This window comes from candidate division KSB1 bacterium (assembly GCA_034506395.1).
In the GTDB taxonomy this organism is placed as follows: Bacteria; Zhuqueibacterota; Zhuqueibacteria; order Thermofontimicrobiales; family Thermofontimicrobiaceae; genus Thermofontimicrobium.
Map to the genome: position 1 here is coordinate 1 of JAPDPQ010000009.1, position 23,439 is coordinate 23,439.

Consider the following 23,439-nt stretch of genomic DNA (forward strand, 5'->3'; position numbering starts at 1 on the left):
GCAATTTCATCTCTCTGAAGAGGCAGAGAAGCGGGTGCGGAAGAAATTCCGTGACCCAAATGCGCTGCCCAAAATTTTGATCGTGACCGAAAAGCTGCTCACGGGCTTTGATGCGCCTGTGCTCTACTGCATGTATCTGGACAAGCCGATGCGGGATCATGTGCTGTTGCAGGCCATTGCCAGGGTGAATCGGCCGTACGAGGCTGAGGGCAAGGGCAAGCCGTGCGGCCTGGTGCTGGATTTTGTGGGCATCTTTGCGAATCTGGAGAAGGCGCTGGCGTTCGACTCGCAGGACATCGAGGGCGTGGTGCGGGACATCGAGCTTCTGAAAGTGGATTTCGGCCAGAAGATCGAGTTCGCCCGTGAACATTATCTGTCGGTCATTCGGGGCCATTATGGCGACAAAGCGGTGGAGGCGGTGCTGGTCCATTTTCAAGATGAGACGATCAGGCAGGAGTTCTATCAATTTTTCAAGGGGCTGTCCGAGAGCTACGACATCATCTCGCCTGATGCGTTTCTGCGGCCGTACATCAACGACATGGAGACGCTGGCACGGATGTATCGGATGCTGCGGGAGGCGTACGAGCCTGGGATCGATGTGGATCGGGATTTCTCCAAAAAGGTAGCGCAACTGGTGCAAGAGCACACGTCGGGTGGCCGCATTCGGGATACCATCGAGGTCTATCAGATCAATGACCGAACGCTGGAATTGATTGAGCAGAGCCAGGTTTCGGACACGGAGCGGGTGTTCAACTTGTTGAAGAGCATCGAGAAAGAGGTGCGGGAGCATGTTGGGGCGCAGCCCTATCTCAAATCCATCGGCGAGAAGGCGGCGCTGATCATCGAGCTGTTCAAGAGCGGGCAGAAGCAGACGCTGGAGGCGCTGGAGGAGCTGAAAAAATTGATCGTCGAAATCAATGAAGCGAGGGCTGAGCAACAGGCGAAAAATTTGCCGAAGGAGATTTTTTCGATCTACTGGGTGTTGAAGAATGAGGGGATTGGTTCGCCCGAGGCCTGCGCCAATCAGATGATCGAGACGTTCCAGCGCTATCCCCATTTCCGCACCAGCTCGGCGCAGGAGCGGGAGGTGAGGAGCAAGCTTTTTTCGGTGTTGGTGAAAAGCGGGCTGAAAGACATGGAGCGGGTAAAAGCGATCAGCGAGACCATCATGCGGGTGCTGAAGGGGGATTCGGTGTAAAGCTTTCGATAGCACACGGATGAGACGGATGAGGCGAAGTGGCACGATTTTTTAGCTCGTTCTTTCCTTTTGAAGAGACCGAAAGAAATACTCGATAAGACGATGTTAATGATTTTTATTCCAATCCAATGATGGCTAATGAAAATATTATTAACCTTAGTAGCAGAGCTGATTCAAGAATGCATGAACCTTATTAGCTTATTAGGATTACTACCTAAAAGAAAAATAAGCCAATAAGGTTTAGTCGCTGTTGTTCATCATCAACTACTAAGGTTTATAAGGTTTAATCGGATTGATCCATCAATCTTTGTGGATCCATTAATTTAAATTTCAATGAGATTAAAAGGTCTGAATTAGTAAATACAGCTATCAAAAATCCGTGTTAATCAGTGTGATCCGTGTCATCCGTGGGCTATTATCAATTCAATTGAAAAGCGAAAGCAGAGCAAATCATGATCGCAGCCAGTGAATTCAAACAGGAAGTATCGAGCTGGGCGCAGCAGGTCGGCGTGGTAGTGAAAGAGATTCACCTGCGCCAGATGAAACGCAAATGGGGCAGTTGCTCGTCCCGAGGGCGATTGACGTTCAACAGCGAGATTCTGCATCTGTCGCATAACGAGCGGCTGGAGAAGGTGCTGCATGAGTTGCTGCATTTGAAATATCCAAATCACGGGTTGATGTTTCAGCGGATGTTTGAAGTGTTTTGGCAGAAATTAAAAGGAGAAAGCTGAAAAACTGATCGGTAGCTGATATTGACTGTTCAGGGCTAAAGTCGTTACTGATCGGTCCTTGCAAGTGATCGGTCAGTAGAACCATTGAATAAAGATGCTAAGAAGACAAAGATGAAAACCTATGATGAATTTGTGATCCTCAGTTCTCCGGCTCAGGTCATTGCCAGCGCTGCCAATCTGATTGCCCAAAATGTGCCCCAGGGTTCGCATTTGAATCGACGAAAAGATGGCGCCGACGCTAAAGGGAAATGGGTGCATTTTAAAAGTGATTATGGACTTTTTCACAATTGCGAAGTGATGGTGAAGGCGGTTCGATGCCAGAATCAGGCTGGCACGGCTGTTACCATCTCGGGCTGCGAATGTGAAAAGATGCAAAAGTTATATCGCAAATTAAGAGATGATCTTTAGCCGGTGAAAATCCTGGTGAATTTTATTCGGCTTGGCAAGGCGATCATATTAAACAGGATATTTTGATCGGTCAGCAGCGTTAAACAGTGGTCAAGCTGGCATAAAAGCGAGCTCAAGATGATGCTCATAGATGCTAATTGAGCAAGCGGGAGGAAGAATTAAAGTGCGCCAACAAGTCCCCTTCTCAAAGCATAAAACACCAAGCAATTGACATTGCATGGCATAAATCAGCGGTAGAAAGGACAACAAATTCATGTAGGCCTAAATCAGATTGATTTTTCATTACAAGAGAGAACAGAATCATGCAAAAAATATTTCATAACCTGCCTGAAGATGCGAAACGATTTCTCAATCAGCACCCGGACGTGGTAGCGATTTTGGTCGATTTCATGGAGCGCAGCCCAGCTTTTGAACCAACTATGGGCGATCTCATTCGAAGCTACCTCCGAATTGTAGATTGTTTTGAGCGAGATGGGAGGCTATTCGTTTGCGGCAATGGTGGAAGCTTTGCCGATAGTCTGCACATTTCGGCAGAGATGATGAAGTCATTTCAGCGTCGGCGCGGCCTTCGTGCCGAGGATCGGAAAAGATTTTTGGGGTTGCCGGATGGAGAGATTTTGGCTGGGGCATTGGAATATGGCCTGCCGGTGATCGTTTTGGGATTGAACGCTTCGCTGCGATCGGCCGTGGAGAACGACATACCAGTGCCGGGGATCGGTTTTGCGCAGGAATTGTTTGCACTGGGCAAAGCAGGTGATGTACTCCTTGGGATCAGTACCAGCGGCAACGCCCGAAACGTCTGTTATGCCATGACCACGGCCCGAGCGATTGGGATGAGCACCATTGCATTAACAGGCCAAACTGGTGGGAAACTGGCTTCGATGGTTGAGATCGCCATTCGCGTGCCAGCCAGCAGCACGCATCGCATTCAGGAGCTGCATTTGCAGGTGTATCATACGCTGTGCGCCATCGTCGAGGCGCATTTTTTTAAAGACGGGAAATGAGCGGGTGCAAATTAGGTATTTGGAATTTCTTTCATGATCGCACAAAAAATTACAACCAGAGACGAACTCGTTCTGATCTGTGATCAGATGCGACGAGAAGGGCGAGTCATCGGTTTTACCTCTGGCGCGTTTGATCTGCTCCATGCTGGTCACGTGGATTTCCTGGAGCAGGCCAGGGCACAGTGCGATCGATTGATCGTCGGCATCAATTCGGATGCGTCAATCCAAAAATATAAGGGACCAACTCGGCCAATCATTTCAGAACGACTGCGGCTGAAAACGGTCGCAGCACTGGAATCGGTGGATTATGTTTTTTTATTTGATGAGCGGCGCAATGCCAAGAACATCGAGCTGCTAAAGCCACATATTTATTTCAAGGCTGGCGATTATACTGCAGAGCAACTGTCCTCCAAACCGCTGATGGAACAAATCGGGGGGGAAGTACGATTAATCCCCGTTAACGAACCGATATCTACCACCGCCATCATCGAGCGGATCCAGCTCCAGGGAGATGGGGATCGATTTGTCGAGGAACAGGAGCGAACAGTTCATTTGAAGCTGAAGCCAACGAAAATGCGACCTGCCGTGTTCCTGGATCGGGATGGCACGATCAATCGCGAGATCGGTTACCTGAGCGAGCCAGAACAATTCGAATTTCTTCCCAACGCGCTCCATGGTTTGAAGAAAATGCAGGACCTGGGATATCGGCTGGTAATTGTCACGAACCAAGGGGGGATAGGGCTTGGATATTTTACCAAAGAGGACTTTTACCGGGTCAATAAAAAGATGCTGGCTGAGGTTTCTCGAGCTGGAATTTTGATCGATAAAATCTATTTCTGCCCCCATAGCAAGGCCGACAATTGCCCATGTCGCAAGCCAGAGCTCGGATTGATCGAACGCGCCAAGGAGGAATTGAATCTCGATCTTTCGCATAGTTTTTTTATCGGTGATAGCGAAATCGATATTGAGACTGGCGTTCGGGCTGGGATGAAAACGATTCTGATCGAAAATGAACGAGTGCCGGCGCTAGAGTCGATGTCCCCCAAGCCGGATTTCATCGTCAAAGATTTGCTGGAAGCGGCAGAGACCATTTTAAAATTAGAGCGGGAATAGCCGATTAGCCGAAGTTTGAGATATCTCAATCGAGCAATGATACAATGAAAGAATTGATTTAATATGGTAGGAATGCTTGAATTTTGCGATAGGAGAGCCATGCGAAATTAGGGACAGGCATTGCTCTGAAAGCAGAGAAATAAATTGGCTCGGAAGCAAAATATGATTGATAAATTGGTTTCGCTGGAACAATTGAAAGGCCTGGTTGATCGATTTCGCTCCGAAGGGAAGCGGATCGCGTGGACCAATGGTTGTTTCGATATCATTCATGCCGGTCATGTGGATTATCTGCAGCGATCGAAGGCTTATGGCGATTATCTGGTAGTGGGGCTGAATAGTGATACTTCCGTAAGGCAACTCAAGGGAGAATTGCGTCCGATTTTTTCAGAACAAGATCGGGCCAAAGTATTATGTGCGCTTAGCCCTGTTGATTTCGTGATCATTTTTTCAGATAAAAGCCCGATCAAAATCATCGAACAGCTCCAACCTGAGTTTTACATCAAAGGAGGGGATTATACCCTCGATACGATTGACCAAGCAGAACGCAAGGTAGTGGAAGGCTATGGCGGCCAAATCGTGCTTTTGCCCATGGTCGCTGGAGTTTCCAGTTCGATTATCGTTGAGAAAATCAAAAAGCTGTCGGATCTGTAGGGGAATGACTCTCCATCCGTGGCCAGAGAAGAATGAAATGAGGGTCAATTTGATTTTAGGCGAATAAATTTATGTCCGAAAAAAATCCATTTGCTGGAAGGTTTTCGACTTCTGAAGAGAAAAGAAATTATGTTTTGAACCTGTTTTCTTCGCTCCCGGATCATTATGATCGCATGAATCGGATCATGTCGCTCGGGTTGGACATGAGTTGGCGCAGAAAATCCATTAAGCTCGCCAATTTCAAGTCGGATGGATTATTGCTTGACCTGGCGACTGGGACTGGGGACATGATTTTGGCTGCGAAAAAAATTGTAGCTGAAGCGGAATTTATTGGCCTGGATTTTTGTGAGCCGTTACTGCAGATTGCAAAGAAAAAGCTAAATGATGGGATCGCGGCGAACAAGGCATGGTTCATTCAGGGCGATGCATTGAGTTTGCCGTTCGAAAATAATGTCTTCGATGGTGCATTTACCGCATTTGCCCTACGCAACGTCGTCAGCGTTGAACAGGTGTTTCGGGAATTACATCGGGTGATCCGTCCAGGAGGAAAAGTGGCGTCCCTGGAAATGGTGAAGCAGAGCCATCCAGTTTTAAAAAAGCTATTTTGGTTCTATTTTCAGCATGTCATCCCTCGTCTGGGCCGCTGGCTCACCTCCTATCCCGATGCCTATTCCTATCTGCCGCTGTCCATCGAAAATTTCTATACCGCCGAGGAACTGAAGGAGGTTATAGCCAGGGCTGGCTGGCAGAATGTTCGCTGCTTCCCAGTGATGTTCCGCAACGTCGCAATCCATATAGCGGAAAAATCAAGCTGAAACGTCAAATTGCATCGATCATTATTCCGATACATGATCATTTCAAATCTCATAATCACTGGTTCTCTGATTACTGCTTACTGCTTACTGATCACTGATTACTGATCACTGATTACTGATCACTGATTACTGATCTTTGCTCGCTAACAACTTTTCATCAATCATGGTGATTTGAGCCATACGGAGAAAAAGAAACATGACAACAGCTATGGTAATTTTGTTGGTTATTTATTTGTTGCTGGTAATATTTGGCTATTGGATGAAATTTCTCAATCTTAATTTTCTGCGTAAGCATGGACACATCATTCCCAAGCCATTTGAGGGCCATATCGATGGTGAGCTATTGAAAAAAACCAGCGCCTATACATTTGAGCATAGTCGATTCGGTTACATCGCTTCGATTTTCGATAACATTCTGTTCATCGCGTTTTTGTTCGGCGGGTTAATGATGATATACAATCGCTGGATCAACTCGCTGGATCTTTCGTTCGTATTAACTGGCATTGTATTTTTTCTCATCCTCGATCTTGTTTCGACTATCTTAGGTATTCCCTTTGATCTTTATAGCACGTTCAAAATAGAGAACAAGTACGGGTTCAACACCACCACACCGAAAATTTGGATATCCGATTTTATCAAATCGCTGCTGATTTCCATTATCTTGCTTCTCATTACTGGAGGAGCTGCGCTCTGGATCGTCCAGGTCAGTCCCAACTCTTGGTGGCTGTGGATTTGGGCGTTCTTCCTGGCTTTTAGCCTTTTTTTCATGTACATTTCCCCTTACGTGATTGAGCCGCTTTTCCATAAATTCACCCCAATTACCGAATATGAGGGGCTGGAAGAAAAGATCCGCGCCATGTTCGAAAAGGTCGGTATCAAGGTCAGCCGTGTTTTCCAGATCGACGCCTCAAAGCGGAGCACCCATACCAATGCCTATTTCACAGGAATCGGCAAGGTGAAACGCATCATCCTTTACGATACTTTATTACAAAAAATGACTCACGACGAGATTTTGGCTGTGTTGGCACATGAGGCAGGTCATTGGAAAAAAAAGCATATCTTGAAGCGGATCATCATCTCGGAGGCGCTGGGATTTGTTGGATTCTACATTTCGTTTCGAATTTTGCAGACCAGTTGGCTAACCGATCTGTTCGGCATTGAACCTTCAGCAAACTATCTTGACAAAACGACATTTTTTGTCAAATTGATCATTCTGGGTTTCATTGGGAGCATCATCTCGGTTCCGTTTTCGCCGATCAGTGCTTATTTTTCGCGGAAGCAAGAACGCCAGGCGGATCAAATGGCCGTGAACCTCACTGGCAGCCCCGATGGATTGATCAGCGCGTTGATCAAATTGTCCAAGGACAATTTATCCAATCTCCATCCCCATCCGCTATATGCGAAACTTTATTATTCCCATCCACCCATTGTGCAGAGATTAGAACAATTGAAATTGATGACGCCACAGGAAAAATAGATAGCTTCGCCTAATAAATGATGAAGCCCGGGAATGATTCGCAATCCGACCTCTGCGATATTTCGTTTTGAATATGATCATGAAAGAGGCGATTGCAAAAAGAAGAGAATTTGAAAAAATCAAAAGAGCAAAAAATGGCAGATACGATTTCTACTCCTGTCAGCAGAAAGGCGGCGCTATTTGCCGCAACATTGAGCGCCTTCTTCACGCCCTTCATGGCATCTTCGATCAATATTGCGCTCCCAGCAATTGCCAGAGAATTCTCGATGAACGCGATCTTATTGAGCTGGATCGCTACGTCCTATTTGCTGGCTGCTGCCATGTTTCTCGTTCCATTCGGGAAATTAGCAGACATCTATGGTCGAAAAAGGGTCTTTATGTGGGGCATCGCAATTTATACCATCGCTTCGATTTTGACGGCTCTTTCGAGTACCTCACTTCAACTGATCGCCGCTCGAGTGATTCAGGGGGTCGGTGGCGCAATGATCTTTGGCACAGGAGTAGCGATTCTTACCTCGGTTTTTCCGCCGCACCAGCGCGGCAGAGTGCTGGGAATTAACGTGGCCGCGGTCTATTCTGGCTTGTCGCTTGGCCCGTTCATGGGCGGCATCTTAACCCAACATTGGGGCTGGCGCAGCATCTTCTGGATCAATACTGGGCTCGGAATTATCACCCTTCTTTTCGTGCTCTGGAAATTAACCGGCGAGTGGGCTGAGGCGAAAGGCGAAAAGCTCGATCTGGTCGGATCCGTCATTTACGGCTTGATGTTGGTCGGCCTCATGTATGGTTTTTCGCGCTTGCCCAGTCAAGAGGCTTTCTGGTTAATCCTCTTTGCCCTGTTCGGAATCGCATTCTTTGTTTGGTGGGAACTCAGGGTCGATCATCCAGTGCTCAATCTCCGTTTGTTTCGGCACAATAAGCCCCTTAGTTTCTCTAACCTGGCAGCCCTGATCAATTACAGCGCTACTTCCGCCGTAACGTTTTTGCTGAGCCTCTATCTGCAATATATCAAGGCGCTGAGCCCGCAACAAGCAGGTGTCATCCTGGTGTCTCAACCCGTAGTGATGGCTCTGCTTTCCCCAGTCGCTGGAAAGCTCTCCGATAAAATCGAACCGAGGATCGTTGCTTCCTCAGGGATGATTTTGACCGTGGTCGGTTTAACCCTGCTAATTTTTCTCAAGCAGAGGACTCCTATTCTCATAATCGTTTTGAATCTGGTTCTGTTGGGTGTTGGCTTTGCACTGTTCTCCTCCCCAAATACCAATGCAGTGATGAGCTCTGTCGAAAAGAGATATTATGGTGTGGCCTCGGCAACGCTCGGAACCATGCGGCTTGTCGGACAGATGTTCAGTATGGGTATCGCCACGGTGATTTTCGCTGTAGTCATTGGCAAAGTGAAAATCACGCCGGATAAATATCCAGCATTCTTAGTCGCTGCAAGGGCTGCTTTTATCATATTCGCAGTGTTCTGCTTTGCCGGAATTTTTGCATCGTTAGCAAGGGGAAGCGTAAGGACAAACAAGCTCAATTAAATGGACTAACCTTCACGTGGATTTGATCACTGGGATATTCCGGCAAGGCGATTTATCAATTGATTTTCGTCTTCTGCATCATGAGGTGCACATTCAGAGTGAAAGAGTTCATTGAGCTCTCTGGTTGTTGAATTTTTTGTATTGAGAGATTTTGTATTCCCGCTATCGAAAAGGATGATCTCGATTTTTGGATGATTTTTTATCCAGCCGAGGCAATTAAATTTTTTCAATGGCAATTTTCTGTTGTATCTATCGTTTTGATTGATTAGCTTTCATGACACAAACCATAAAAATGAGCTGTTCAATCTGTCATTTCTGCGAATGCAGGCATCCCAATGCTGCTAATTATCGAGATAAAAAACCACTGCTTCAATAAGGATTGATTGGGTGGATCCCGATGAGCCAATATCTGACAACTGATCGAGGTTGCTGAGAACAAATGAAAGAATCAACTCGAATAGTACTTATTATTCTTTTCCTCCTCTCAAGCTGTTCGCAGGATGATCAAAATAAAATTCGATTCACGCACATTTATGATGCTTTGGGTGGGCCAACTGGTAAGCAAAGCATGGACTGGGTGAACGCTCGGGTAGCTGAATTTCAAGCTTTGCATCCCGAGCTAAAGGTGGAGCTGGAGCAGGCGAAATGGGATCAGATCGATACGAAATGCATGGCAGACTATCGCGCGGGCATCGTTCATGATGTTGTCATTACTTCACCGCAATTTTTGCCCAAACACCAGGTGGTGGGCGATCTGTTGGATTTGCGGCCGCTATTGAATTGGGATGAAACTCAGAAGGCGGAGTTCTCTTGGAACCCGGTCTGGCAAGCTTGTGTGCAGCAAGGCAAATGGCTCGGCATTCCAATGGGGGCGCATACCAGGGTCTGCGTTTATTGGAAGGACCAGTTCGCCGCAGTTGGGCTCGATCCGGATCGGCCTCCAAAAACGCTGGACGAAATGGTTGATTATGCCCAAAAGCTGACGCGAGACCTAAATGGCGATGGCAAGACCGATGTATGGGGATTGGGAATGTACTTTGGCCCATCGCGGGCCACGATCGAGATTTCCTTCGCGCCACTGATTTGGCACTTTGGCGGCGAACTCTGGGATGAGCATAGCAAGCAGGCGGTGTTCGCCTCTCCAGCCGGGGTGCACGCCGCCCAATTCTTGAGCGACCTGCTGAATAAATATCAGGTTATTCCCCGTTGGGCGGTCAGCGGCACCTACGATGACGTGGTAATGCGCGCTTTTTTCGATCGAAGGGTCGCCATGGCTTGGGGATGGGGCAGCTATTGGATCCAACCACTCGAGGAACAAGGGCTGGTTGCTGGTTGCTATCCGCCAACCCCCGATGGCGAAATGATCAAAATCGGAATATTTATTACTCCGACCGTTCCCCAGGCCCAATTTACCAACGCCTGGACCATCTCCATCCATGCACTAAGTCAAAAACCCCACGAAAGCATTCAGTTTCTCAAAAAGTTCATTGATCCCAAAGCGCTCTGTTCGTTCCCCGATGCCGGGCTGCCAGCCGCATTATCTTTATGGCAATCTCCTGAATATCAGACAGAGTTCTATAAAATTTGGTTCGAGGCGGCCAGCAAAGGCAGATCCATGCCTCCAACGGCTCATTATGAAGAGCTTTCCAATACAGTGGCAGCAGCGCTCCAGGAAATATTGATCAAAAACGCCCCAGTGGAAGCGACATTGACGAAATTTCAACGTTCCTATAACAGTCGCTATGCTGGGGAGTAACAACTTGCCGATCGATGCAAGAAACGGATGAAAATTGATCGGCACATAATCTTATAGCAATAGCAGATGAACGTTTCCAGCATAAACGGAGGTTTTCATCTGAGAGAAATTCCGCATTAGCACAAAAGCGTTCTGAAAACTTGCAAGGGATCAAATTATGTCTGTCATCAAATTATGTCTGTCACCACAGGGAAAGCAAAAATCTTTTTCGTTTCGTGAATTTGTTATCTACCTTGATTCGTAAGAACAGGACGCATGTCCAAAGCATTTAAGTTTTGCTAAAATCCGTCAGTAGCATAAAACCAGGGAGGAAAAAATGATGGCACATGGAACACCAGTGACCAAATGGTTATCTTTGGTCGCAATCGCGGTTCTTGTCTTGAATTGCAGCAAGAACTCAGACTCCAAGAAACCTTCTGATGAGTATCCTTTTAAGCCGCCCTCGAATGAGGTATTGGATCCTTTTATTCAAAATCAATTATTGGCGCGAAGCGTTAATCTGGGCAATGCGCTGGAAGCGCCGAACGAGGGCGAATGGGGTGTAACCCTACAGGCGGAGTATTTCCAACTGATCAAAGAAGCAGGTTTTACGGGCGTTCGAATCCCGATTAAATGGTCGGGACATGCCAAAGCTGAACCGCCTTATACCATTGAACCCGCCTTTTTCGCTCGAGTCGATTGGGCAGTAGCTCAAGCACTGACGCGTGGCCTTGCCGCGGTAATCAACATCCATCATTATGATGAGATCATGCAGAATCCCCAGCAACATAAAGATCGATTTCTGGGTTTGTGGCAGCAGATCGCTGTTCATTATCAAAAATACCCCGACGAGCTGATGTTCGAACTACTGAATGAGCCCAATACCAACCTGACAGCGCCCATTTGGAACGAAATGCTTAGCGAAGCGATCCAAGTGGTACGCCAGAGCAATCCCTATCGGACATTGATCATTGGTCCAGTAAACTGGAACAGCATCACTGCTCTAAATACGCTGACCTTACCCGATTCTGATCGGAACATCATCGTCACATTCCACTATTACAATCCGTTTCAATTCACCCATCAGGGGGCAGAATGGGTGCAAGGGAGCAATGCCTGGCTGGGAACCACCTGGACTGGAACCATGGCGCAACGCCAGATGATCATGAACGAATTCGCTCAAGCCGAAGCATGGGCGAAAAGCAAAAATCGACCGTTGTTTATGGGTGAGTTCGGCGCGTACAGCAAAGCTGATCTGAATTCCCGTTATCAATGGACCTCATTCGTCGCTCGAGAGGCGGAACAAAGAAAATTTAGCTGGGCTTATTGGGAATTCTGTTCTGGCTTTGGCATTTACGATCCTGTCAACAAAAAATGGAACGATACTTTATTGAAAGCACTCATCCCCTAAATCATTTGCAACAAAATTGGCCTTTTGTGTTTTAAGCGAAAAGATAATTTTTGCTCAAGCAGCTCGACCTCTCGTTATTTTTATGATCGCAAAATCTCAAAAAATATCGTGCACCAATTCACTCGATGCTCAGGTGATCGTCTTAATCGATGTTGATGTTTTTCTTTCTGCAAAAACGGTATTAAATTTTTGATTGAATAAAATGATTCGGAGAGGATTAATGGATCAGCGGCAGGCTTTGCCAAACCGAGGGTATCATAGCGAAATCCAGGCTTATCTTTTTTTGTCCCCTACTCTTATCCTGATCGGATTATTTTTAATATCGCCGATGATCACTGGGCTGGTTATGAGCTTCTATAAAACCAGCCTTTCTGGCACTACCCAATTTGTTGGTTTAAAAAATTATTGGCTGTTGTTGACCGAAGCCAGATTTCTAAATAATATTCGACTATCGATGCTATACGTGCTGGGCAATCTTGCGATTTCGTTGCCGATTGCTTACAGCATGGCTTTGCTGATCACTAGTAAATTAAAAGCAGCGTCCTTATTGAGGGGTGTGTTTTTATTGCCCTGGATAGTAGCGCCCATCGTTAGCACCGTGTTGTTCCGCTCCTTAGTGGATCCTGCTTTTGGACCTTTGAGCTGGATGATTGAGAAAATCATTGGTCATTCGATTGTCCTATTGGCCCATCCCACCTGGTCAATGGCGGTGATCATCATTCATAGCGTATGGCGATCGCTGCCGTTCATGACGTTGTTTTTAGCTGCTGGCATCGCCATGATCCCTAAGGAGCTGTATGAAGCCGCCATGGTCGATGGCGCTGGAAAATGGAAACAATTTTTCACGCTGACTTTTCCACTGACCAAAATCCATCTGGTCATCGTGCTTTTAACCATTACTCTCTGGACCTTGCAAGATGCAGAAACAGTATATGCGATGACCGAAGGCGGCCCAGGATATAGCACCGAGGTCATGGCCGTTCGGCTATTTAAAGAATCCTTCTTGAATTTCGATCTCAACAGTGGTGCTGCCTTAGGAGTCCTGTTGCTGTTAGTTGGATTGATCTTTATGATCCTTTATGTCCAATTTGCTGCGAAAAGGGAAGAACGCTAGATCGTGTTTTGACCGGAATGGCTACTATGATTCAATTATTTGGTTTTCATTCAATGGATCCACCGCCTTGGAAGAGAAACGAAAGAAGGATTTGCGAAGTAGCCCTGCATTCGATATTGAAAAAATCAAAATTCGGGGTGATACTTGGCGTTGGTTGCCATTAAAAATCGATTGAATATTTTAATTGGTGTCATGAGATGAATATGGTGAAAAGGACGCTCACACCGATCATTTGTATGATCGCCTTATCCTTTATTCTATTTCCGTTTTTCTGGGGAATACGGACCTCGCTTGCCGAACGATTTGATAGCAAATTTATCCCAACGCATTGGACGTTCAGCCACTATCAGGCAATAATTGCACGGCCAGAATTATTGTATTATCTGCGAAACAGCGCGGTGGTCTCGTTCAGTTCGATTGCCATTACGCTGATAGTTGCTCTATTGGGAGGTTATGCGTTGGCGCGGATGCGGTTTCGAGGCCGCCAATTCGGCGCGCTCTTATTGATTTTGCCCTTATTGCCTCCAGTCGCCATCCTAGTACCGCTGTTATCTTATTTCCAAAAATTGACACTTTATAACACCCTCGCTGCTGTGATCGTCGCCAATGTGGTTTTTAATATCCCGCTCTCGGTCTGGATGGTCCGAAATTTCATTTTGGGCATCCCCGTAGAAATGGAAGAGGCAGCTCGCATTGATGGCTGCTCGCGCTGGGGCGTGCTGTTTCGCATGGTTTTGCCAAATATGGGGCCAGGGATCGTCGCTGTTGCGGTGTTCGTGTTTATTAATGCCTGGAATAACTATCTCTATTCCTTCGCACTCACCAGTTCTCAGTCGCTGCGGGTTTTGCCACAGGGAATATTATCGTTTTTGGGTAGTTGGGGAACCTATTGGGGCGGACTGTCCGCTGCTGGAATGATGGTGCTTTTGCCGCCTGTAATCCTATTTCTATTTTTTCAAAAATGGTTCATTGCAGGTATCTTCGGGCAGCAATTGAAATGAACGGTCCTCACTCTCTGCATGTCAGAGTTGCGATCTCAATAATTCTGCCTCACCAGTCCTGATCTTTAAACAAAGGGACATCAGGATTTCTTTGCAGCAATTTCGATGCTCGCTTCAAAAAGGCAGGCAATGGCATGAGCTCAAAATGAAATTAGAGGCGTGTTTGCTATAAAATATCATAAAGCTCCACTTTCTTGCCTGGGGATGTGAGCATTTTTTAGCTTCCAGTCAAAAACTAACGAGGCGTTTGCCTACCCAGAAGCAATAAGCTCCAATTTACCATTGCTTCTTTTTGCAGCAGCTTAAACGAAAATCCAAAAGAATTCATCGGTTCATAGATACAAATATCCTTCAAAAAAGCGGACAGCCCGACCGGCAATTTTCACTCGATCGGCCAGATGCTCACAGAATAGCTCTCCCCCGCGGGATGAGACCTGCAATGCATGCAGCCTTTGCTTGCCCAATTGCTCTGCCCAATAAGGGATCAAAGTACAATGCGCCGAACCCGTGACAGGGTCCTCTGGAACACCGACCTTGGGGGCAAAGAACCGGGACACAAAATCTACTTGATCACCTCTGGCAGTTACAATAACCCCAAGGCCATCGAGCTGAGAAAGCAAATTCATATCAGGGACGAGGGCGCGGATCTCGGCTTCAACCTCAAAGACGGCCATGTAATCCCGCGACCGATAAACCTGTTTGGGTTGTTTTCCCAGAGCTTTAACAAGCAGCGCTGGGGTAGAGCAGGGCTCGGCTCTTCGTGCTGGGAAATCCATTGCCATTAGCTCTCCTTCGCGATCAACGATGAGCGGTCCACTTCTCGTGTGAAATAGCACCTTCGAGGCAAGGGGTTCAAAATAATTGAAGATCACAAAAGCTGAGGCTAGCGTCGCATGACCACACAAATCGACTTCTACCATGGGAGTAAACCAGCGGAGCGCATAATGATCATTTTGCCGGACGAAGAAAGCAGTCTCCGATAAATTGTTTTCCGCTGCGATTGCCTGCATCATTTTATCATCCAGCCATTCCTGAAGCGGACAAACCGCCGCAGGGTTCCCAGAGAAAACCTTGCTCGTGAAAGCATCGATCTGATAAAGCGGTATTTTCATTATCCTCCCTCGTTTTGGTTTTATCATCGAAAAGCATACGGCATCCTGCAAAAAAACAGACTGATCACTGATCACTGATTACTGATCACTAATTACCCGGATTAAGTTCAATATAGATTCGCTTGTTAATTTTCCCTTTGCTTTGATAATCGATAATCCGAACAAGCCCAACTTCTTTGGTATTGGCTACATGGGTGCCTCCATCGGCTTGTAGGTCCAGACCAACAATCTCCACTGTTCTTACTTCTTTAATGTGCTCGGGGAGCAAATTGATCTTCGTTCGGATCAGATCTGGAATCTTGAAAGCCTCCTCGCGTGGAAGGATTTTGATCTGGATGGGCCTGGCATTTTGGACTTCGAGATTGACTTTCGTTTCGATATCTTTTACTAAATCTTTTGGAAGGGTCTCGAGCTCAAAATCCATCCTGGCTTTGAGTGGCTCGATATTGGCGCCCGTCACATGCGCGCCATAATCCCGCCAGATCACCCCGCAGAGAATATGCAGCGCTGTATGGGTTCGCATTAGCTTGTAGCGACGATCCCAATCCAATTGTCCCACTACTTCTGTTCTAACTGCTGGCAACGGACCCTCAATCCAATGCCAAACCACCCCTTCTAAACTTTTAACTTTCGTCACTGGAAAATCTCGCTCGGATGATTTGATCGTTCCAAGATCATTCGGTTGGCCGCCGCCCCCAGGATAAAATGCGGTCCGATCCAGCGCGATGGAGTTTTCAGCCGAATTTATTTCGATCACGCTAGCCTGAAATTCCTTGAGATAGCTATCGGTCTGGTAAAGCAATTGTGTCATCATTGGCTCCTCCTAGAAGAAAATTAGATGCAAATTGGAAAAATCCAAATAAATAATTCGCTATGGTAGATGAAATTCTAACATGTTATTTGATCGGAGTCATTGTAGAAGCACCCCTGCGTTACTGTTACAGCAGAATTCTCCATGCTGTTTCAACAAACAAATTTTGAAACTTAGTTAAAGGGGAATTGTTTCATTGCTGTGGGATTTCCTTTCGAAAGAATGCAACTTCAATTTGCTTGGCCTGGAAATTCCTATCATGAAGCAAATGCAATCAAGTAGGAGAATAATATGGCCTCAATGAAAGCAATGGGAATCATCCGTCCAACCTTGATGCTTGATCGTTCGAAAGCCTTAGCGAATATTCGTCGCATGGCCGAAAAAGCGAGCCGAAACCGCGTTCGTTTCCGTCCTCATTTCAAAACCCATCAGTCCGCTCAGATCGGAGAATGGTTTCGGCAATTTGGTGTGGAGACGATCACCGTCTCATCGGTGGAGATGGCGAGCTATTTTGCCCAGCATGGCTGGCGAAATATTACCATCGCTTTTCCTGTGAATATTCTGGAAATTGAAAACATCAATAAACTGGCATCTGAAATTCAGTTGCATCTGCTGGTCGAATCTAAAGAGGTGGTGGCTTTTTTGGATATAAATCTACAAGCCGAGGTTGGGATATGGATCAAAATTGATGTCGGCTATCATCGAACGGGCATCTGGTGGGAGCAGGTCGATGAAGCCATTGGCCTGGTTCGGCAAATTGGCCATTCAAAAAACATGACTTTTAAAGGATTATTAACCCATGCGGGACATAGCTATCGAGCCCGATCGGCAGATGAAGTCAGGGCGATTTATCACGACACCGTACACAAGTTGCAGCAGCTCAAGTGGAAGCTGATCGAAGAAGGATTTTCAGCAACACAGATCTCCATTGGCGATACGCCATCTTGCAGCGTGGTCGATGATTTCAGTGGTGTGGATGAAATTCGACCTGGCAATTTTGTTTTTTATGATGTCATGCAACTCAATATTGGCTCCTGCACCGAGCAGGATATTGCCGTGGCCGTGGCCTGTCCTGTAGTGGCAAAGCATAGGGAGCGGGATGAAATTGTAATTTATGGTGGGGCGGTGCATCTCTCGAAAGATTTTATCGTCGATCACGATGGTAACAAGATTTTCGGCTACGTGGCGCCGCTTTACGAGCGAGGTTGGGGCAATATCGTTCCCAATACCTACGTATCGGCATTATCCCAGGAGCATGGGATCATCAAAACGACTGCTGAATTTTTCGATCAGGTCAAAATTGGGGATATTCTGGCGATCCTTCCCGCCCATTCCTGCCTCACGGTGCCGCTCCTTCGCAGCTACCTGACGCTGGAGGGGGAGACGATTGAGACGATGCATTCAGCCTCCCTTACTCAACTTACTTAACCTACTTAACGGCTCAACAAAAATCAGAACCAGAAAAAAGGATGGTCAAAACTCAAGGATATTTTTATTAATTCTTGGTCAAAAAGAAAGGTAAATTGGTAGTAATCTTGGCCGAAATTCAGAGTTGATCATCAATGTTATAGTGGCATTTGATACAAAAAAGATATCTGAATGGATGCTTTGCAAAATAGTTTTTTGGTTGAAGAAAACTGATATTTTGGGTCACAGAAATGAAAGGTCACAGAACTAAAAATTGAAGGTTCATTTCTGAGACATTTCAAATCTAAAACCAATAAATTTTTGGTCACAGAACCGAAAAGTCACAGAATTAGAAATTAAGAGCGTCAATTCTGAGGCCTTTCAATTCTGAGACCAAAATTTTTTTAGGTCAAAATTAAAATTTTAGATTCAAATAAGACCATATCAGTCCCATTTCGGAACTAATTCCATGCCCATGCGTTTCAGACATTGAAATCATTGGAAGCCAATGATTTTTATTTTCACCAAAAATAAGACCAACTCAGTCTGGTATAACTGGTTATGATGAAATTCAGCAAAAAAGTCGAATATGCGTTAATTGCCCTGTTGCACATGTCTAAAAAATCAGCAGACGAACTGACCACGGCTCGGGAGCTGTCAGATAAGTACGACATCTCGCTGGAGCTGATGGGAAAAATTTTGCAGAGCCTGGTGAAAAGCGGAATGGTGATTTCGGTGCAGGGCGTCAAAGGTGGCTACTTTCTGGCGCAGCCCATCGATCATATCAATATCTCCTCGGTTATCACGGCCATCGACGGGCCAATCGCCATCGCCGATTGTCTGGATAATGACGAGGAAACGGTCTGCGAGCGAGAGCGAAGTTGCCTCATCCGCAAATCCATGGAAGATATTCAGTCCAGGCTGGTTGGCTTATTGGAAGGAATCACGCTCAAGGATTTCGATACGAAATTGTCGATTGATAATTGAAAAGAATTGGAGCGCTAATTTCGCCAATTAGACGAATTGCGCCAATCTGTTATTAGTAAGATCGCTAAATAGGTTACATATCGGTGTCATTTCGATCCGCCAATTGGCGGAGAGAAATCTGTAAATTCAACTTTTGCTAGAAAATCAGATTCCTCACTGCGTTCGGAATGACAATTCAAATGTAATATATCTAATGCTCCCCGTAATAAAATCGACTTAGCGAAATTGGACCAATTAGCATAATTAGCGGTCAAAAATTTTATGATCATTTATTGTTATCATTGTAAAAATTAAAACAAAGCGGAGGAATGAATGGCAGTAACCCCATCGAACATGATGCCGCTGGGGACAATGGCTCCAGATTTCACGTTGCCCGATACGATTTCTGGCAAAGAGCTGTCGCTGCAAGAATTAAAATCAGATAAAGCGACAGTGATTATGTTTATTTGCAATCATTGCCCCTTTGTCAAGCACGTTCGGACGGGCCTGGTTCAATTGGCGAAGGATTACATTCCCAAAGGAATTGCCTTCATCGCCATTAGCTCCAACGATGTGGAGGGTTATCCTGAGGATTCACCAGCCGAGATGAAGAAAGTAGCCAGGCAATTTGGCTATCCATTCCCGTATCTTTACGATGAAACCCAGGAAGTAGCCCGTGCCTATATGGCGGCCTGTACACCAGATTTTTATGTGTTCGATAAAAATTTGAAATTGGTCTATCGTGGCCAGATGGATGATTCTCGGCCCAGCAATAATATCCCCGTCACGGGCAAAGATATTCGAGCTGCACTGGATGCGATTTTGGCGGGCAAGTCTGTTCCCGAGGAACAGAAGCCCAGCATAGGATGTAATATCAAGTGGAAATCGGGGCGGGTTGGATAATTAGATATTTGGGCAATTGGGTGTGGACGTGATTAACTGATAATAATTTTTTTGTTCTCAGGATTGAAAGGTCGCAGAAGTTAAGAGATAAGATTGTTTCTTTGTCCTCTCGCTTTTGAGATTAAATTTTTTTATCATTAAATCAGACTAAATTGGTCTGGTATATTTATTTTTTAAAATTTCTATCCGTTGGATTGTTTTAATCCTTTGGAGAAAAAAGTGAACCAGTCTTTTATAGAAGGAGCAAACTATGAATTTCAAAACACCAAATCTACCGTATGCTTATGATGCGTTAGAACCATATATCGACGCTCGCACGATGGAAATTCATCATGACAAACATCATGTGGCTTATACAACAAATTTGAATAAAGCGCTGGAGTCGGCCAATTTTCATGCTGACAGTGTGGAAAAACTATTGGCGGATTTGAATGCGGTGCCCGAGGCCATTCGCACAGCGGTTCGGAATCACGGCGGCGGCCATGTGAATCACAATCTGTTCTGGGAGATCATGGCGAAAAACGCTGGCGGCGAACCGACAGGCGATCTGGCAGCAGCGATTAAGAAGGAATTCGGCGATTTCAAGGCGTTCAAAGAAAAATTTTCCAATGCAGCCATCAGCCGTTTCGGCAGCGGCTGGGCCTGGCTGAGCGTCAAGGACGGCCGATTGATCGTCAGTAGCACAGCCAATCAAGATAGCCCAATCAGTGAGGGCATGACGCCGATCCTGGGCATCGATGTCTGGGAGCATGCTTATTATTTGAAATATCAGAATCGCCGTCCCGAGTATGTTGAGGCGTGGTGGAATGTGGTCAATTGGAAGACGGTGGCGGATAAATTTCATGCGGCGATGAGATCTTAGGGTTTGTGAAGAGAGAAAATAGACCGCCAATTTCGCCAATGAATCGAATTTCGCTAATGGTTTATTTTTAAATTTGGCGCAATTCGGATAATTCGTGAAATTAGCGGTCTAATACAGAACTCCGACCGCTAATTTCGCCAATCAAGCTAATTGCGCTAATTTTCAAAATTCGAATTTGGCGCAATTCGGATAATTCGTGAAATTAGCGGTCCAAATAGTATTTGCTTGTAATTGATTGAGATTCTCAGATAAAACCATTACCCTCCGCACAGAGACAGGGTCGGCTGCCTGATTGGGGTCGACCCTGATCTCGGATTAATGATCAACGATTTTTGATTTATAGAAGGAGAATTGGAGTGATGGTGTAATGATTTACCACTTTGGGCTGCACTATTCGATTGCTCCAAAACTGCCGCTCTTATCGAGAAACCCCTGAGGCATGGAAATTTGTGGTGATTGCATTGAGATAAAATGTCTCGGGAAGATCTTATGAATTTGTGGAATATTTTTTCTGTGGGATTCTAGTTCTGAGGGAGCAATCAAGAAAAAGGGACGTTTAATTTATGTTTTAATATTAAAACTAATTTTGATCTAATAGAAATTAAATAAGCAGCGATGGCGAGAGGCCGCCCGATGGCCGAATGCATAGCAAGTCCCAATATTTGCAAAATGGAAAATGGGTCGACGGGCATGAGATTTTTTATGAAGAAGATCCCACGGCTCAAGTAAAATTTATCACGGGGAGCATATTATAGTTTACTATTGAAATGTCATTCCAATCCGCCAGATGGAGGAGAGGCGTCTGGCTTTGAAGTGACTATTGAATTTACAGATTTCTCCCTTCGGTCGAAATGACTCTTCGATGTAAACTACTTAATGCTCTTAGTAGTAAATGGCCTGTCCAACCTTTTCAAAGATTTTGAACCTTTGAAAGGGTTTGCGTTTTGAAATTGACTAAAAATTTTAAGGATTAAAATCATGAACGCAATTCGAAAAATCAATCACATCATCAGAAGCAAGCCCACCCTCGAAGGGGCTGGGGTGAAGCTGAAACGGGTGTTCGGCTATTATGAAAAGCCATTGCTCGATCCATTTTTGTTGCTGGATCATTTCGGCTCCGCCAATCCCGAGGATTACATCGCTGGCTTCCCCTGGCATCCGCATCGGGGCATCGAAACAGTGACGTACATGCTGGCGGGCGAGGTGGAGCACGGCGATAGTCTTGGCAATAGGGGCGTGATCTATTCGGGCGATGTGCAGTGGATGACAGCGGGGAGCGGTATTATTCATCAGGAAATGCCGAAACGCTTTGAGGGGGAAATGCGGGGATTTCAGCTCTGGGTCAATCTGCCGAGGTCGCACAAAATGATGGCGCCTCGTTATCGGGATGTAAGGAGCGAAACCATTCCAGAGTTCTCCCCCAATCCGAAGGTGAAAATCAAAATCATCGCAGGGCAATTGAATGGAGCCAGGGGCCCTGTTCAGGATTTGGTGGTGGATACCGAATATTTCGATGTCGCCATAGCGCCGAATGCCGAATTTGAAATCGCTACGAAGCCCGATTATAAGACATTTGCCTTTGTCTTCGAAGGCAGCGGCATTTTCGATCCCGACAAAAAAGATGCCATCAAAGCCGATCATCTGGTGGTCTTTGATCAGGGCGACAGCGTGAAGGTTCAGACCAAATCTGATGCCGTTCGATTTCTATTTGTCTCAGGCAAGCCACTGAACGAGCCCATCGCCTGGCGGGGACCAATTGTAATGAATACCGATGAGGAGCTGATGATAGCGTTTCAGGAGTATCGGAACGGGACGTTTATCAAAACGTGAGATGGCAAACGGCAGATGTGAGGTATGAAATGACAACATTGAGATTAAGTGACTTCATTGGTTTTTTAAAGATGAGATAATTTTTTTCCAACGGATAGAAACAACCCAATTGATGAAAGATTTTTTGTAAGAATTTAGCTACTTGAACCGCAGCCTGTCATTCCAACCGAAGGGAGGAATCTTTACTAGCAAAAGACCGCGGAATCATGAAAGATGTTCTCAAGAAAGATTTCTCGCTGCGCTCGAAATGACACGTTCCTTCAGTTGGCTAAATTTGTACGATTTTTTAATAAATCCGTTGGAAGCTTATTAACGGTTATTTGGATGAGTGCTTTGAACCTTAGAAAGCGCACTTCTCACGTTTGCCGTCTCACCAACAAAGGAAGGGGATAAAATGAAAGCAATCATTATTTCAATCACGATTCTGGTCGCGGCGGCAGCCACGATCGGGTTTATTTCACAGGACAAAACGAAACAGGATAATCAGATGAAGTACAATCAATTGACTCCAGAAGAGCAGCGGGTCATTCTTCACAAGGGGACAGAGATGCCCTTTACGGGCAAGTATTACAATCATAAAGTAAAAGGCACTTATACGTGCAAGCAATGCGGGGCACCACTGTACCGTTCCGAGGACAAATTCGATTCGGGGTGCGGCTGGCCCAGCTTTGATGACGAAATTCCTGGTGCGGTCAGACGGGTGCCAGATGCCGATGGCATTCGGACCGAGATCGTCTGCGCCAATTGTGGCGGGCATCTAGGTCATGTATTTTATGGCGAAGGATTCACGCCTAAAAATACCCGCCATTGCGTTAATTCGATCTCGTTGAACTTCATTCCAGCCGATGATAGAACGAGTGGAAGCACTGAAAAGGCCTATTTTGCAGGTGGTTGTTTCTGGGGCGTGGAATATTTTTTTCAAAAAGAGAAAGGTGTGATTTCCACCCGAGTGGGCTACATGGGCGGGCATTTGAAAAATCCGACCTACGAAGATGTTTGCAAAGGCAATACAGGTCATGCAGAGACCATGGAGGTGGTGTTCGATCCCAGCCAAACAAATTACGAGACGTTAGCTCGACTCTTTTTTGAAATTCACGATCCCACCCAGGTCAATCGCCAGGGGCCCGATATTGGCGAGCAATACCGCTCCGAGATTTTTTACGTGAACGATGAACAGAAGCAAATTGCCGAGAAGCTGATCAAGATTTTGAAGGACAAAGGCTACAAAGTAGCCACTCGAGTGACCAAAGCGGGTACGTTCTGGGAGGCGGAGAAATACCACCAATCGTATTATCAAAAGACGGGACATCATCCGTATTGTCATGGCTATGTGAAAAGGTTTTAGCTCCGAAGAATCG

General features: G+C 45.9%; 21 protein-coding genes. 19 read left to right on the plus strand and 2 right to left on the minus strand.

Annotated features, from left to right (window positions below; genetic code table 11):
- From ONB37_07630 to ONB37_07690, 13 genes are all read left to right on the plus strand, one after another.
- On the plus strand, positions 1-1,198 hold a 1,198-nt coding region (locus ONB37_07630; protein MDZ7400014.1), incomplete at its 5' end, for a type I restriction endonuclease subunit R.
- A gap of 452 nt (positions 1,199-1,650) precedes the next feature.
- On the plus strand, positions 1,651-1,929 hold the full coding sequence (locus ONB37_07635; protein MDZ7400015.1) for a M48 family metallopeptidase: 279 nt from the start codon (positions 1,651-1,653) through the stop codon (positions 1,927-1,929).
- 111 nt (positions 1,930-2,040) lie between these two features.
- Complete coding sequence (locus ONB37_07640; protein ID MDZ7400016.1) at positions 2,041-2,337, plus strand: hypothetical protein; 297 nt, start codon at positions 2,041-2,043, stop codon at positions 2,335-2,337.
- A gap of 302 nt (positions 2,338-2,639) precedes the next feature.
- Positions 2,640-3,341 carry an SIS domain-containing protein gene (locus tag ONB37_07645; protein ID MDZ7400017.1) on the plus strand — a complete coding sequence of 234 codons (702 nt, stop codon included), beginning with the start codon at positions 2,640-2,642 and terminating at the stop codon, positions 3,339-3,341.
- A 33-nt stretch (positions 3,342-3,374) separates the two neighbouring features.
- Positions 3,375-4,454, plus strand: coding sequence for an HAD-IIIA family hydrolase (locus tag ONB37_07650; protein MDZ7400018.1), 1,080 nt, complete (start codon positions 3,375-3,377; stop codon positions 4,452-4,454).
- A gap of 162 nt (positions 4,455-4,616) precedes the next feature.
- Positions 4,617-5,105, plus strand: a complete 489-nt coding sequence (rfaE2, locus tag ONB37_07655; protein ID MDZ7400019.1) for a D-glycero-beta-D-manno-heptose 1-phosphate adenylyltransferase — start codon at positions 4,617-4,619, stop codon at positions 5,103-5,105.
- 71 nt (positions 5,106-5,176) lie between these two features.
- Positions 5,177-5,920: a bifunctional demethylmenaquinone methyltransferase/2-methoxy-6-polyprenyl-1,4-benzoquinol methylase UbiE gene (gene ubiE, locus ONB37_07660; GenBank protein MDZ7400020.1), complete on the plus strand. Its 744-nt coding sequence runs from the start codon at positions 5,177-5,179 to the stop codon at positions 5,918-5,920.
- Positions 5,921-6,116: 196 nt separating this feature from the next.
- A complete protein-coding gene (locus ONB37_07665) occupies positions 6,117-7,397 on the plus strand; it encodes a M48 family metallopeptidase (GenBank protein MDZ7400021.1) in 1,281 nt (426 codons plus the stop codon).
- 110 nt (positions 7,398-7,507) lie between these two features.
- Complete coding sequence (locus ONB37_07670; protein ID MDZ7400022.1) at positions 7,508-8,929, plus strand: MFS transporter; 1,422 nt, start codon at positions 7,508-7,510, stop codon at positions 8,927-8,929.
- A 439-nt stretch (positions 8,930-9,368) separates the two neighbouring features.
- Positions 9,369-10,685, plus strand: coding sequence for an extracellular solute-binding protein (locus ONB37_07675; GenBank protein ID MDZ7400023.1), 1,317 nt, complete (start codon positions 9,369-9,371; stop codon positions 10,683-10,685).
- Between the two features lie 316 nt (positions 10,686-11,001).
- On the plus strand, positions 11,002-12,075 hold the full coding sequence (locus ONB37_07680) for a glycoside hydrolase family 5 protein (GenBank protein ID MDZ7400024.1): 1,074 nt from the start codon (positions 11,002-11,004) through the stop codon (positions 12,073-12,075).
- Between the two features lie 220 nt (positions 12,076-12,295).
- Positions 12,296-13,189 carry a sugar ABC transporter permease gene (locus ONB37_07685; GenBank protein ID MDZ7400025.1) on the plus strand — a complete coding sequence of 298 codons (894 nt, stop codon included), beginning with the start codon at positions 12,296-12,298 and terminating at the stop codon, positions 13,187-13,189.
- 203 nt (positions 13,190-13,392) lie between these two features.
- Positions 13,393-14,190, plus strand: a complete 798-nt coding sequence (locus ONB37_07690; GenBank protein ID MDZ7400026.1) for a carbohydrate ABC transporter permease — start codon at positions 13,393-13,395, stop codon at positions 14,188-14,190.
- 332 nt (positions 14,191-14,522) lie between these two features.
- Here ONB37_07690 and ONB37_07695 read toward each other — a convergent pair whose 3' ends face one another.
- Both ONB37_07695 and ONB37_07700 read right to left on the minus strand, forming a co-directional pair.
- Positions 14,523-15,302 (minus strand): PhzF family phenazine biosynthesis protein, encoded by a 780-nt coding sequence (locus ONB37_07695; protein ID MDZ7400027.1) that lies wholly within the window; start codon positions 15,300-15,302, stop codon positions 14,523-14,525.
- 88 nt (positions 15,303-15,390) lie between these two features.
- Complete coding sequence (locus ONB37_07700; protein MDZ7400028.1) at positions 15,391-16,113, minus strand: alanyl-tRNA editing protein; 723 nt, start codon at positions 16,111-16,113, stop codon at positions 15,391-15,393.
- A gap of 291 nt (positions 16,114-16,404) precedes the next feature.
- On the opposite strand from ONB37_07700, the gene ONB37_07705 reads away from it, so the two are divergent.
- From ONB37_07705 to ONB37_07730, 6 genes are all read left to right on the plus strand, one after another.
- A complete protein-coding gene (locus ONB37_07705) occupies positions 16,405-17,541 on the plus strand; it encodes an alanine racemase (GenBank protein ID MDZ7400029.1) in 1,137 nt (378 codons plus the stop codon).
- Between the two features lie 540 nt (positions 17,542-18,081).
- Entirely contained in the window at positions 18,082-18,507 is a 426-nt protein-coding gene (locus tag ONB37_07710; GenBank protein MDZ7400030.1) for an Rrf2 family transcriptional regulator, read from the plus strand.
- A gap of 312 nt (positions 18,508-18,819) precedes the next feature.
- Positions 18,820-19,389: a thioredoxin family protein gene (locus ONB37_07715; GenBank protein ID MDZ7400031.1), complete on the plus strand. Its 570-nt coding sequence runs from the start codon at positions 18,820-18,822 to the stop codon at positions 19,387-19,389.
- A 250-nt stretch (positions 19,390-19,639) separates the two neighbouring features.
- Positions 19,640-20,251: a superoxide dismutase gene (locus ONB37_07720; protein ID MDZ7400032.1), complete on the plus strand. Its 612-nt coding sequence runs from the start codon at positions 19,640-19,642 to the stop codon at positions 20,249-20,251.
- A gap of 978 nt (positions 20,252-21,229) precedes the next feature.
- Entirely contained in the window at positions 21,230-22,081 is an 852-nt protein-coding gene (locus tag ONB37_07725; GenBank protein ID MDZ7400033.1) for a pirin family protein, read from the plus strand.
- A 487-nt stretch (positions 22,082-22,568) separates the two neighbouring features.
- Positions 22,569-23,426 carry a bifunctional methionine sulfoxide reductase B/A protein gene (locus ONB37_07730; GenBank protein ID MDZ7400034.1) on the plus strand — a complete coding sequence of 286 codons (858 nt, stop codon included), beginning with the start codon at positions 22,569-22,571 and terminating at the stop codon, positions 23,424-23,426.
- Positions 23,427-23,439: the final 13 nt, after the last annotated feature.

What these genes read in the sequence shown, in the direction of transcription:
- ONB37_07700 (MDZ7400028.1), bottom strand. Translation starts at nt 16,113, where the DNA reads ATGACACAATTGCTTTACCAGACCGATAGCTATCTCAAGGAATTTCAG.
- ONB37_07695 (MDZ7400027.1), bottom strand. Translation starts at nt 15,302, where the DNA reads ATGAAAATACCGCTTTATCAGATCGATGCTTTCACGAGCAAGGTTTTC.
- rfaE2 (MDZ7400019.1), top strand. Translation starts at nt 4,617, where the DNA reads ATGATTGATAAATTGGTTTCGCTGGAACAATTGAAAGGCCTGGTTGAT.
- ONB37_07690 (MDZ7400026.1), top strand. Translation starts at nt 13,393, where the DNA reads ATGGTGAAAAGGACGCTCACACCGATCATTTGTATGATCGCCTTATCC.
- ONB37_07635 (MDZ7400015.1), top strand. Translation starts at nt 1,651, where the DNA reads ATGATCGCAGCCAGTGAATTCAAACAGGAAGTATCGAGCTGGGCGCAG.
- ONB37_07730 (MDZ7400034.1), top strand. Translation starts at nt 22,569, where the DNA reads ATGAAGTACAATCAATTGACTCCAGAAGAGCAGCGGGTCATTCTTCAC.
- ONB37_07705 (MDZ7400029.1), top strand. Translation starts at nt 16,405, where the DNA reads ATGGCCTCAATGAAAGCAATGGGAATCATCCGTCCAACCTTGATGCTT.
- ONB37_07675 (MDZ7400023.1), top strand. Translation starts at nt 9,369, where the DNA reads ATGAAAGAATCAACTCGAATAGTACTTATTATTCTTTTCCTCCTCTCA.
- ONB37_07650 (MDZ7400018.1), top strand. Translation starts at nt 3,375, where the DNA reads ATGATCGCACAAAAAATTACAACCAGAGACGAACTCGTTCTGATCTGT.
- ONB37_07720 (MDZ7400032.1), top strand. Translation starts at nt 19,640, where the DNA reads ATGAATTTCAAAACACCAAATCTACCGTATGCTTATGATGCGTTAGAA.
- ONB37_07725 (MDZ7400033.1), top strand. Translation starts at nt 21,230, where the DNA reads ATGAACGCAATTCGAAAAATCAATCACATCATCAGAAGCAAGCCCACC.
- ONB37_07685 (MDZ7400025.1), top strand. Translation starts at nt 12,296, where the DNA reads ATGGATCAGCGGCAGGCTTTGCCAAACCGAGGGTATCATAGCGAAATC.
- ubiE (MDZ7400020.1), top strand. Translation starts at nt 5,177, where the DNA reads ATGTCCGAAAAAAATCCATTTGCTGGAAGGTTTTCGACTTCTGAAGAG.
- ONB37_07680 (MDZ7400024.1), top strand. Translation starts at nt 11,002, where the DNA reads ATGATGGCACATGGAACACCAGTGACCAAATGGTTATCTTTGGTCGCA.
- ONB37_07640 (MDZ7400016.1), top strand. Translation starts at nt 2,041, where the DNA reads ATGAAAACCTATGATGAATTTGTGATCCTCAGTTCTCCGGCTCAGGTC.
- ONB37_07710 (MDZ7400030.1), top strand. Translation starts at nt 18,082, where the DNA reads ATGATGAAATTCAGCAAAAAAGTCGAATATGCGTTAATTGCCCTGTTG.
- ONB37_07715 (MDZ7400031.1), top strand. Translation starts at nt 18,820, where the DNA reads ATGGCAGTAACCCCATCGAACATGATGCCGCTGGGGACAATGGCTCCA.
- ONB37_07645 (MDZ7400017.1), top strand. Translation starts at nt 2,640, where the DNA reads ATGCAAAAAATATTTCATAACCTGCCTGAAGATGCGAAACGATTTCTC.
- ONB37_07665 (MDZ7400021.1), top strand. Translation starts at nt 6,117, where the DNA reads ATGACAACAGCTATGGTAATTTTGTTGGTTATTTATTTGTTGCTGGTA.